We start from the raw sequence: 11,737 nt of genomic DNA on the forward strand, positions 1-11,737 counted from the left end.
ATTTGGGTTTTAAAACTTCGTCAAAAATAGAAAAAATATTACAGCATTATAGACACCTGTCTCACATCCCGAAAACAGATCCGCCACTGTTGTCTCTGGATGCACCCGTTACGGATGCCAGACAGTTGTTTTCTCCCCGCACTTTCAGGACTCCCAAAAAAGCAAAGATCAAGGCTTCTTTGAAACCGATGATTTGTGGGTCTGCTTTTTCTATGAGGATCTCATTGCCAAGTTCTTCTTGTAATTTTTCCATGAAAAAGGTGTTGAAAGCGCCCCCTCCCGTAACCAATAAGCTTTGTTGCTTTCCGGGCTCGCGCCAAAGGGTTCTGATGATTTGCTGCGTAAAATGGATGACCAGTGTATGCAGGATGTTTTCAGGTTGATGGCTTTTTGCCGTCAAAATCTTCATGAAGTCATGTGCAATATCTTCCCTTCCCAAGGATTTTGCTTCGATTTTCCTGTAAAAAGGAATGTCGTTCAGTGTCTCCATAAGCTTGGGCAGGAGTTTTCCGGACCTGGCAAATGCCCCATCTTTGTCGAAGGGGCTCGCCAATTCCCCGGCAAAATGATTGAGCAAAAGGTTGAAGGGGCAAATGTCAAAAGCAGTTCTTAAGCCCCCTTTTTCCATGCTGATGTTTGCGATTCCGCCCAGATTCAAACAGTAATCGTATTTTGAAAAAAGCAATTGATCACCGATGGGAACCAAGGGCGCTCCCTGTCCACCCAATTGCACGTCTAGCATCCTGAAATCATTGATCACCGGCAATCCACTGGCTTGGTGCAATGCCCAGCCGTTTCCTATTTGAAGACTTAGGCCTTTTGCAGGTTGGTGAAATACCGTGTGGCCATGGGAGGAGACAAATTCCGGTTGTAAATGGTTTTTTCCACAAAATTCCCGCACCATTTCCCCCATCCATTTTCCAAAGGCCACATCCAAATGCGCTAATTTTAGACCTTTTAATTTATGACTGTTTTGGAGTTCCTTTCCCATTTTTTTGGGGAAGGGAACGGTTTCGCTTCTGAGGATTTTGTATTGCCAAGATTCTGTTTTTTCAAATTCACAATAGGCGATATCCAGTCCATCTCCTGAAGTACCAGACATGAGTCCTATTGTTTGGTATTGATTTTTGGTCATCATGGGTTAATTCTTGTTAAATAAATGCCCTTAAAGTTAAATTTATTTTAATCAAAAGCGCTTCATTCCGAAAATGTCTAATTTAGCAGGACAAGATTTTCTCATAAATTTCCCCACCGAAGTTTTGCCATTTGCTTATTGGAAGAAATGAAAAATTTGATCATCGATATTGGCAATACCAGAATGAAGGCGGCGATCTTTGAAGGGGAAATACTGGTCATGGAAAAGGCTTTCCATGACATTTCCGAGTTGAGGGAGTTTTCAAAAAGTGTGGAATTTGACCATTGCATCATCAGTTCTGTCATATCAGTGGACTTGGAAGCAGCATTGGGTTTTCCTTTTCTGCTTCTCACCAAAGACACAGAGTTGCCAATTGAAAATCACTATGCCACCCCCGAAACGCTTGGGGTAGACAGAAAAGCCGCGGCTGTGGGAGGCAGGGTGATGCTGGAAAAAGGGCCGGTATTGGTCATCGATTTGGGCAGTTGCATTACTTATGAATTTCTCAATGAAAAAAACCAATACCTGGGAGGGGCGATTTCCCCGGGCCTGAATATGCGGTTCAAGGCCATGCACACACAGACAGCAAAGCTGCCGCTGGTGGGCTTGGAGGATTCCCAATCCATAAGATTGATCGGTGACAGTACTGAAATGGGACTTAGGTCAGGAGTCTATTTTGGCGTCCAATTTGAAATGGAAGGATTTATGCAGGCTTACCGTTCACAACACCAAGATTTAAAGGTCATTATTTGTGGAGGGGATTCAAAATTCTTTGAAAGCTTGACAAAAGACCACATATTTGTAATCCCTAATTTAGTCCTATATGGATTGAATAGAATTTTAACGTACAATGTCAATAAAAAATAGATTACGGATTCTGGGTGCTTTGAGCGCCTTTTTAATATCTTCCGAAGCTTTTTCCCAATCTAGCGCTTCAACATACAGTGCATTGGGAATAGGGGAGTTCAATTATAGCGGACCCACTCATACCCAAGCAATGGGAGGATTGGGGATCAGTTTTGGTACCGGATGGGCCGTGAACAATGTGAATCCCGCCCTTTCCACACGGAATACGGTTTTTAACTTTCAAGCGGCTTTGAATTACAAGAGAATAGCCGCATCAACCGAGTCCCAGAGTGAAGACGTAGATGGGGGTGGTCTCTCCTACATTGCCATTTCTCTCCCTTATAAAGCAGGAAAAGCAACCCTCGGTATGGGGCTCAATCAAATCAGCAGTGTCAACTACAATATTTTAGTTTCAGGCGATGTGGCCAATTCGAACCTTTCTTCCCTGAGTAGGATAGAAGGAGATGGAGGGATATCAGAGGCCTACATTTCGGGTGGTTTATTGGTGGCAAAGGGCCTGAGCATAGGGCTACATGGATCTTATTTGTTTGGATCGACGATCAGAACGAACCAACTTAGCTTGGTCAATGAAAACGATTTGCCTGTTGGGGTATCCTCGGAATATTATGAAAGATTAACCATCAGTGATGTTGCGTTTAAAACGGGGGTACATTACCTTTTCAAGGTAGGGGAGAAAAGTAACCTTCATTTAGGAGCCATTTATCATGTATTTGGAAATGTCAATGGAAAAGAATTTGCAAAAGTTGCCGATTTTGGCCAAGCTAGCAAGCCAGAAACGCCGGGGGACTTGATCAGTGACAATAAAAAGGGAAGTGTTTTTATTCCAAACAGATTGGGATATGGAATTTCTTATGAAAAAATCAATAAATTTGTTATTGGCCTAGAGGCACAGTTTCAGGAATTCAGTCAATATAAATCCTTCAAAGGCAATACTGGCGAACTTGGGGATTCCTTCAAGGTGGCTTTGGGCGGTCAGATTACCCCAGACTATTTCGCCATGGATAATTTGTTGAAACGAACAACGTATAGAATGGGCTTGGAGTACCAAAAAACGCCTTATATCGTTAATCAGACACAGATAGAGGATATTGGCATCAATTTTGGAGCTTCGGTTCCGATGAATAATTTGTCTCTTGTCAATTGGGCAGTTAAGGTTGGAACTCGCGGAACCACCGGAAATGGATTGATACGTGAAAATTATCTAAACTTTAGTTTAGGGTTCTCAATCAATGACAATACGTGGTTTTATAAACGATCATTTGAATAACTAAAAAAGATATGAAAGTTAAATTTGCATTAGCCGGGTTATTGATCTTTGCCGCAGCGGGAGTTGCACAGGCTCAGGATTGGAATTGGCCAACCGACGAAAAGAAGGAAGCGAAAGCCAGAGAGTATAACGCTGCCTACACCGATTACATGAAGTCAGAACAATTTGTGGAAGCCACAAAGCCCCTTAACTGGCTTTTGGTGAACACACCTGACTTGAATGAGTCGATTTACATCAATGGCGTCACCATTTATAACAGTGCTGCCACCGCGGCAACGGACGCAGCTCAAAAAAGGGTTTATCAGGATTCTGTGATGACTGTTTTTGATCTCCGAAAAACCAATTTCGACAACGAAACCAAGTGGATTGAAAATAAGGCTTACTATGGCTATCAGTTTTACAGAGATGATAAAACCAAATTGGCTGATGCTGTAGCCACTTACGATCGTGCATTTGAAGTCAATGGGACGATCAATCCAGCCTACACGGCAGCGTATTTTGATTTGGTAAGAAGGCATTATCTTCTAAACAAAGCCTATACAGCTGAGGAGGTCCTCGCCATTCACGATAAATTGACCGTTTTATTGGAAGAAGCCGAAGCGAAAGGATTGGATGTCGCCACTCCAAAATCGAATGTGGAAGCACTTTTGGTAGCAATGGAGTTGATCGATTGTGATTATATCAACAACACACTTGGACCAAGACTTACAGCTGACCGCACCAATATGATATTGGCGCAGCAGATTTTCAGGTATTCTCTTCAATACAAATGTTTGAGCACTGATGCATTTGCATTGGCCTTGGAATTAATAGACATAGACAATCCAACCTTCTCTACCTCGCAGGTAAGGGCAATGCGTTTCATGCAAAACAGGGAATATGACAAGGCACAACCACTATTGGAAAAAGCCTTGAAATTGGCTGAAAACGACACCCAAAAGGCTGAAGTTTACATGGACCTTTCAAAAGTACATGCGCAGGCAGGAAGAAAAGGAGCGGCTAGATCTTCTGCATTGGATGCTGCAAAAGTGGATCCTACCAGAAACAGTGATGCTTGGGCCTTGATCGGTCAGCTTTACATGGGATCCTTTAACGACTGTAAAGGCGGAGTAAGTAGGGCAAAAGATTATTCAATCTATATCGCCGCTTACAATGCATTCCAAAGAGCAGGCGATTCCAAAGGAATGGCTGATGCAAGAGCAAGATTCCCTTCCAAGGAAGAATTGTTCACAGAAGGATTGCAGGTGGGTGAATCCATCAGCACAGGTTGCTGGATCGGGGAAAATGTAACCCTAGCCACAAGAGATTAAAGTTGTTTAAATATCCAATGAAAAGGGCGGTTTCTATACCGCCTTTTTTTATTTGCTTTTGAGAAAATCGCATTCAGGAATCTTTATCTATCTTTGTGACATGAAACCGCTTTACCATATGCTGGCCATGCTCACGATTTTCCAGTTTTTACTGGTTTCTTGTGGCCCAGAGACAGATACGGCTTTGCTGGAAGTTTATCAAGGACCTACCAGTATTGGGTATGACATTGACTTGGTACACAGTGATTCCGCCATCATCCGAACGAACCTTAAGGCGAAAAAGCAATTGGAGTTTGGTACGGGTGACATAGAATTTCCAGAAGGGATAGAGATTTCCATCTTTGGGAGAGATGGCGAATTGACTACTACGATGAGAGCCGACCGCGGGTATTTTATCAGAAAGGACAATCTTTATAGAGGAGAGGGAGACGTTCAAGTCCACAATCTGGAGAAAAACCAAAAACTTTCCTCCGAAGAGTTGTTTTGGGACCCCAATACAAAAAAAATCTATACCGATAAGTTTGTGACCATTCAGGAGCAGGAGACATTGATCAACGGGACGGGAATGGAAGCAGATGAAGGATTTAACGAATATAAATTATTTAAGGTAACGAACAGTAGAATGCTTTTGCCAGGAGAAGGGTTTTGAAATGAAATTAGGAGACATTTTACTTTTATCGCTTTCAGCAGCTTTGGTCATCATTGGGACGCACCTCACAATGAAGGGGGGGGTAACGCTTTCCTATCCCGTATTCATGCTGGCAGTGGTGTTGTTGTTTTGGTATCAATTCCGCAAAATGCAGCTGAAGCAAGAACAGGATTCCAAAGAATCTCGCCCAAGTAAAAAGCCAAAAAACAAACATTAATGGAATCAAGTTATCTGATTTATGTAGGGATCACCCTTGTTTTTTCCGCATTTTTTTCCGGTTTGGAAATTGCATTCATTTCTTCCAATAAACTTCAAATAGAACTACAGAACAAGCAAGGCTTGCTTTCAGGTAGGATTCTATCCCGATTTTTAAAGCATCAAGGGCAATTTATCGGGACTACTTTGATTGGGAATACCATCTGCTTGGTATTGTACGGTATATTCATGGCCTATCTTCTCGATCCCCTGATCAAAGGATGGGTTCCGGATTCATTTGACAACCAGCTGGTCTTGCTGTTGATCCAGACGATCATCTCCACCATCATTGTATTGGTCACGGCGGAATTCATTCCGAAAAGCATTTTCATGCTCAATCCCAATACCTTACTTTCTGCATTTTCCCTTCCTTTTTTGGTCTTGTATTATTTGATGTTTCCAGTAGTTTGGTCCGTTGTGGGGCTGTCCAAATGGTTCATCAAGAATGTGTTGGGCCTCGACTACAACGAGGACAAACCTGTTTTTAAAATCACGGACCTGAATGCGTTCATCCAAAACAACCTGCACCATTCCAGTCAGGATTCAAAAATGGATCTCGACACAAAAATCTTTGACAATGCGGTGGAATTCAAAACCATCAAAGTGCGGGAGTGTATGGTGCCTCGGACAGATATCGTCGCAGTGGAGATTGACGCCAGCATTCAAGAATTGAAAGAGGTCTTTGCCGAAAGTGGACATTCCAAAATTATAGTTTACAGGGAGAGCATCGACGATGTCATCGGGTATTGCCACCAGTTGGAATTGTTCAAAAAGCCTAAAAAAATCACCGATATCCTCACTTCGGTTATCATTGTCCCTGAATCTGCACTGGCCAACGAACTTTTGGTGCAATTTATTCAAGAAAGAAAAAGTCTTGCTTTGGTCGTGGATGAATTTGGTGGCACCAGTGGGATTGTGAGTATGGAGGACATAATAGAGGAAATATTTGGCGAAATACAAGATGAATATGACAATGATGACTTGATCGAACAGCAGCTTTCAGAGCATGAATATCTGATGAGTGCCCGTCATGAGATCGATTATCTCAATGAAAAATACGGTTGGGATCTCCCTTATGGGGATTTTGAGACTTTATCGGGTTTTATCCTTTCCCTTGCAGAGAATCTCCCCAACAAAGGGGAGTCCATTTCCTATGGGGCATTCACCTTTACCGTGGTCGCCAAACACGATCATCGGATTGATACTTTGAAAATCAGAGTAAATTCCACCTCATTTTCCAATAAGTGATTTATTGACAGCGTAATATTTTGATATTAGCGATAGATGTAATTATTTTGCGGCACTTCATAAAACCAGAAGAATGGCATTAATTAAAAAAATCAGACAGAGAACAGGTCTTGCAATCGGTGTAATTGCAGTAGGATTAATATTCTTCCTCATTGGAGGAGACATTTTGAGTCCGAATTCTACCCTGCTGGGTGGGGGATCAAATGATGTTGGGGAAATCGCAGGGGAAAGTATTTCCTATGAAGAATACATCCAAAAAATCGAAGAAACCAAATTCGCATTCCAGCAGAACACAGGAAGAACACCTTCCGAAAATGAAATGTATAGCCTTCGTGAGCAAGCCTGGCAGGCCTTGATCGTAGACCGTGTTTTCAAGACCCAGTATGAGGCGCTTGGATTGACTGTAACCGATGCGGAATTGGTGGACATGGTGCAAGGCAAAAACATCATCGCGGAGCTCAGGCAGCAGCTTGTCAATCCCGAAACCGGTGAGTTCGATAGAATGCAGTTGGTAACCTTCCTTCAATCCCTTGAAAATGCACCTCCTGAGCAAAAAGCTTTCTGGGCGCAACAAGAGAGACTTTTCGCAGATTCCAGGCTGAGAATCAAATATGACAATATTTTGACCACCGCCGAATACGCCACCACTGCGGAAGGAAAACTTGAATACAGAATGGCCTCCACAGTAGCGGACGTCGACCACTTGTTCATTCCTTTCTATGTGATTTCTGATTCTGCAGTTGCTGTTACAGACAATGAATTGAAAAGCTACATCAAAAAGCATGAAGCGAAATTCAAAGTTTCTGACAATGCCGACCTTCAGTATGTGAGTTTCGATCTCAACCCAAGTGGTGAAGATTCAACCCTAGTCCTTTCGGAAATCAGAAGATTAACGGACGAACTTCGCGCAAGCGATTCAGATTCCACGTTTGTTTTGAGGAATTCAGAAGGTCAAAATCCATTCATGGTTTATAGACCTGGCGACGCATTGCCACAGACTTTGGTCAACAATGTTGAAAACATCGCAGTAGGTGAAACCTATGGTCCTTTTCTGACCAACAGATCGACCTACATCACCCATAAGGTTACTGAAAAATTTGATGGAACGCCAAGGATTAGAGCCAGCCATATTCTCTTCGGGACCAATGGTCTGGATGAGGCGGGTAAAGTAGCCGTTAGATTCACTGCGCAAAATGTATTGACAGAGATTCAAAATGGGCTGGACTTTGCGAGTGCAGCAGCACAATACGGCCAAGATGGAACCGCCCAGAGAGGTGGAGACCTTGGATGGTTTGCCAAAGAGGATTTTGTTACTGAATTTGCCGAGGCAGCCTATGCCGCCAAGTCAACAGGATTGATCAATAATTTGGTGGAAACCGAATATGGTTTTCATATCATCAGCGTGACGGAACTTCCTAAATCCGAAACCTATAAAATTGCCACTGTTGAGTTGGAACTGGCGCCAACAGATGCCACCAGAAACGATGTCTTCAGAAGGGCAGATTCTTTTGCCGCCAATACTTCCAATGCCAAAGAATTTGAAGCCAATGCGAAAGCAGAAGGATATAGAATCATCCAAGCAAATGGAGTAGAGCCATTTTCGAGAAACCTGAACAATCTGCAAAATGCAAGAGAGGTTATCAGGTGGGTCTTCAATGATGCATCCGTTGGAAAGGTCTCCCCAGTGTATGAATTGGACAATTCTTATGTTGTCGTTTTGCTGACCAACAAATCCGAAGAAGGAACAGCTTCATTGGAGCAGGTAAGACAAGAAGTGACTGCTCAAGTGAGGAACGAGAAAAAAGCAGCCATGATTGTCGAGAAATTGAAGGGCAAAACAACTTTGGAAGAAATGAAAGCTGTATTTTCCACGGATGCCTCCCTGGACAATACCTCTGATTTGAGGTTGAATGCCTCCGTTCTTCCTGGTGTTGGTTTTGCGCCAAGGGCAATTGGAGCCATCTTTGGATTGAAAAACTCAGGTGAAATGACCAAGCCTATCCATGAGGATATTGGCATCGTAGTCGCCAAATTCAACAATATGGTGAGCCCACCAGAAATAGCGGATTACACAGGATACCAAAGACAGTTGGTGATGAATTCTTCGCAGAGAGCATCTTATATGGTGATGATGGCGCTTCAGGATTTGGCTGAAGTAAAAGATTACCGATACAAATTCTTCTAAAAAGACCTCCTTCCATAAAAAAAACCCATGTAATCGATACATGGGTTTTTTTTATGCCCTGGGCATATTTTTTTTGTGTCGGATATATCTCGTAAATTCGAAGATCATGAAAGACACATTTGATAAACAAGCATTCAAAGACAAATTAGAGGCCCAAACTACATTCCCGGTCCTTTATATGTTTAAATTCATCGTTCCAAGTGGTAAGGAAAGTGAAATTGCTGCCTTATTGCCCAACAATAAGATGCTCTTGAAGCAATCGTCCAAAGGAACTTATGTGAGTGCTACCATTCATGCGATGATGCCAAACAGTGAGGCCATATTGCAGGTTTATGAAAAAGCGGCGACCATAGAGGGCGTCATCTCCTTATAAAATTAAAGAACCATTATTATGTGGAAAGAAGAAAACAATAAATTGACAAGAACATTTGAATTTGGGGATTTTGCAGAGGCATTCGCCTTTATGACCAGGGTTGCTTTTTTGGCAGAAGCCCATCAGCATCATCCCAATTGGAGCAATGTTTACAATAAAGTCATCATTGAATTGACCACGCACGACAAAGGAAATACCGTGACAGAAAAGGATCGAAAACTGGCAAAAGCCATTGATAAAATCTAAAATGGATCCTGATAAAACCATTCACCTCTACCTCGTTCCCACCCCTATTGGTAATCTAAAGGACATTACGCTCAGGGCAATAGAAATCCTGAAATCAGTGGATGTGATTTTGGCCGAAGACACCCGGACCACAGGCAAGCTGTTGAAGCACTATGAAATCCACCGACCTCTCCAAAGTTATCATGTTTTCAACGAACATAAAACAGTGGAAAGGCTTTTGGAAAGACTGAATAATGGTGAACAAATGGCCTTGGTCAGTGATGCTGGAACACCCGGCGTTTCTGATCCAGGGTTTTTATTGGTAAGGGCTGCAAAGGAGGCCGGATTGGAAGTGAATTGTCTTCCTGGCGCGACGGCATTTGTCCCCGCCTTGGTCAATTCCGGTTTACCCACAGATCGATTCACGTTCGAAGGGTTTCTTCCACACAAAAAAGGACGAAAAACCAGGATTGAGAACTTACTGGAGGAAAATCGGACCATGATTTTTTATGAATCCCCCCATCGCTTGGCCAAAACCCTCCTTCAGTTTTCAGAGGCTTTTGGACCGGACAGAATGGCTTCGGTTTCCCGGGAAATGACCAAAATTTATGAGGAAAACGTAAGGGGAACCTTGCAGGAATTGATTGCCTACTATGAGATTCATCCGATCAAGGGAGAAATCGTCATCGTGCTTGCAGGCAAATAGCCAAAAACAATAATTCAATCAGGTACCTATTAAACCAATACTATGGATTTATCGGAAATTTTGGATAAAACAAAAAAAGTCGCCATCGAGGCAGGTGCTTTTATCCGAAAGGAAAGGCAATTTTTTGACTTAAAAAGATTGGAGTACAAAGGCTTGAATGATTTGGTATCCTACGTGGACAAAGAGGCCGAAAAGATGATCGTCGAAAACCTCTCCAAAATTCTGCCTGAGGCGGGTTTTATTACCGAAGAAGGAACCGATTCCACTGTAGGGCTTGACTATACCTGGATTATTGACCCCCTGGATGGGACCACGAATTTCATCCATGGCTTTCCCCTTTTTTGCGTCAGTATCGGATTGCAAAAAGGGGATGAAATTGTCCTTGGCGTAGTTTATGAAATCAATTTCCACGAATGTTTTTACGCGCTCAAAGGCCAAGGAGCCTTTTGTAACGATACACCGATCAAGGTGAGCAGCGCTCCGGATTTGGCCTCAAGCTTGATTGCGACCGGATTCCCGTACAGTGCCTTCGATCAGATTGACTGGTACCTTGGGGTATTGAAATCCTTGATGAAGCAAACCCATGGACTGCGGAGATTGGGAAGTGCGGCGATCGACCTTTGCTATGTGGCTTGTGGAAGAGCGGATGGGTATTTTGAGTACAACCTCAACTCATACGATGTAGCCGCAGGCGCTTTGATCGTTCAGGAGGCGGGAGGTACCGTGACAGACTTCTCAAAAGGAAAGAATTACATCTATGGCCGGGAAATCATCGCCAGCAATGGCCACATCCATGAGCAATTGTGGAATGAATTTCCTACTGCCGAAAAGGGTTGAGAATATGGAGGTCCGCCTCATGCTGCCCTTTTTCTTTTTAGCTTGATTTTTGATCCATTCTTTGCATGTTCTCGTTATCTATAACGTGACAATTTGAAAAAACCATTATGAAAAAGACAATCATCATCATTTTAGCGGTATTCACGGTATTGTTGGTTGCCTTGGTTGCAGTCCCTTTTATTTTCAAAGATAAAATCATCGCCAAAGTCGATCAGAAAATTGCCAGCGCAGTCAATGCACAGGTATATTATGATTACAACAATATCAGTTTCAGTGTTTTCAAGCGCTTCCCACACATCAGCGCCACCTTAAAGGAATTTGGGGTAATAGGGAATCCTCCTTTTCAAAATGACACCTTGGTCCATGTGAACAACCTTCAAGTGGATTTCAATCTGAAGTCAATCCTCTTTGGTGACAATCCCAGCTTAACTGGCCTCCATTTGGATGGCGGGAGCATGTATGTCAAAGTACTCGGGGATGGCATGGCCAATTATGACATCATGTATCCTGAGGAGGAGCAAGAGGTAGCGGAAGAAAGTGACTTCCAAATCGGAGTGGATTTGATAGAAATCAAAGATTTTGATCTGATCTACGATGATCGCCAGTTGAAGTATTTTATGGCGCTTGGCAATATCAATATGGTTGGATCCGGCGATTTTACCATGGATGTTTATGATCTC

At 42.9% G+C, this 11,737-nt stretch carries 12 protein-coding genes and 1 pseudogene; 12 read left to right on the forward strand and 1 reads right to left on the reverse strand.

All coding sequences use genetic code 11. The features are described from left to right. Positions 1-61: 61 nt before the first annotated feature. Entirely contained in the window at positions 62-1,138 is a 1,077-nt protein-coding gene (locus tag Q7J63_RS09570; protein ID WP_304885676.1) for an anhydro-N-acetylmuramic acid kinase, read from the reverse strand. 144 nt (positions 1,139-1,282) lie between these two features. Here Q7J63_RS09570 and Q7J63_RS09575 point away from each other — a divergent pair, with 144 nt between their 5' ends. The 12 genes and pseudogenes from Q7J63_RS09575 to Q7J63_RS09630 form a co-directional block, all read left to right on the forward strand. Then, a complete protein-coding gene (locus Q7J63_RS09575) occupies positions 1,283-2,002 on the forward strand; it encodes a type III pantothenate kinase (protein ID WP_304885677.1) in 720 nt (239 codons plus the stop codon). Beyond that, entirely contained in the window at positions 1,986-3,269 is a 1,284-nt protein-coding gene (locus Q7J63_RS09580) for a hypothetical protein (protein ID WP_019595812.1), read from the forward strand. The genes Q7J63_RS09575 and Q7J63_RS09580 overlap by 17 nt, the downstream gene beginning before the upstream one ends. Positions 3,270-3,280: 11 nt before the next feature. Further along, a complete protein-coding gene (locus Q7J63_RS09585; RefSeq protein WP_019595811.1) occupies positions 3,281-4,579 on the forward strand; it encodes a lipopolysaccharide assembly protein LapB in 1,299 nt (432 codons plus the stop codon). Positions 4,580-4,679: 100 nt separating this feature from the next. After that, entirely contained in the window at positions 4,680-5,228 is a 549-nt protein-coding gene (lptC, locus tag Q7J63_RS09590; protein ID WP_019595810.1) for an LPS export ABC transporter periplasmic protein LptC, read from the forward strand. A 1-nt stretch (position 5,229) separates the two neighbouring features. After that, positions 5,230-5,445 (forward strand): hypothetical protein, encoded by a 216-nt coding sequence (locus Q7J63_RS09595; RefSeq protein WP_019595809.1) that lies wholly within the window; start codon positions 5,230-5,232, stop codon positions 5,443-5,445. Further along, positions 5,445-6,731 (forward strand): hemolysin family protein, encoded by a 1,287-nt coding sequence (locus Q7J63_RS09600; protein WP_019595808.1) that lies wholly within the window; start codon positions 5,445-5,447, stop codon positions 6,729-6,731. The genes Q7J63_RS09595 and Q7J63_RS09600 overlap by 1 nt, the downstream gene beginning before the upstream one ends. Positions 6,732-6,804: 73 nt before the next feature. Beyond that, a complete protein-coding gene (locus Q7J63_RS09605; RefSeq protein WP_304885680.1) occupies positions 6,805-8,916 on the forward strand; it encodes a SurA N-terminal domain-containing protein in 2,112 nt (703 codons plus the stop codon). 106 nt (positions 8,917-9,022) lie between these two features. Beyond that, positions 9,023-9,289: a DUF493 family protein gene (locus tag Q7J63_RS09610; RefSeq protein ID WP_019595806.1), complete on the forward strand. Its 267-nt coding sequence runs from the start codon at positions 9,023-9,025 to the stop codon at positions 9,287-9,289. A gap of 18 nt (positions 9,290-9,307) precedes the next feature. Then, positions 9,308-9,535: a 4a-hydroxytetrahydrobiopterin dehydratase gene (locus tag Q7J63_RS09615; RefSeq protein ID WP_019595805.1), complete on the forward strand. Its 228-nt coding sequence runs from the start codon at positions 9,308-9,310 to the stop codon at positions 9,533-9,535. 1 nt (position 9,536) lies between these two features. Further along, the gene (rsmI, locus tag Q7J63_RS09620; protein WP_304885683.1) at positions 9,537-10,220 is read left to right on the forward strand and encodes a 16S rRNA (cytidine(1402)-2'-O)-methyltransferase; all 684 of its coding nucleotides are present in this window, start codon (positions 9,537-9,539) and stop codon (positions 10,218-10,220) included. A 42-nt stretch (positions 10,221-10,262) separates the two neighbouring features. Beyond that, positions 10,263-11,057: an inositol monophosphatase family protein gene (locus Q7J63_RS09625; protein ID WP_304885685.1), complete on the forward strand. Its 795-nt coding sequence runs from the start codon at positions 10,263-10,265 to the stop codon at positions 11,055-11,057. A 107-nt stretch (positions 11,058-11,164) separates the two neighbouring features. Further along, a pseudogene (locus Q7J63_RS09630) lies at positions 11,165-11,737 on the forward strand (hypothetical protein); the annotation flags it as partial.

The organism is Rhodonellum sp., assembly GCF_030656585.1.
Lineage (GTDB): Bacteria > Bacteroidota > Bacteroidia > Cytophagales > Cyclobacteriaceae > Rhodonellum > Rhodonellum psychrophilum.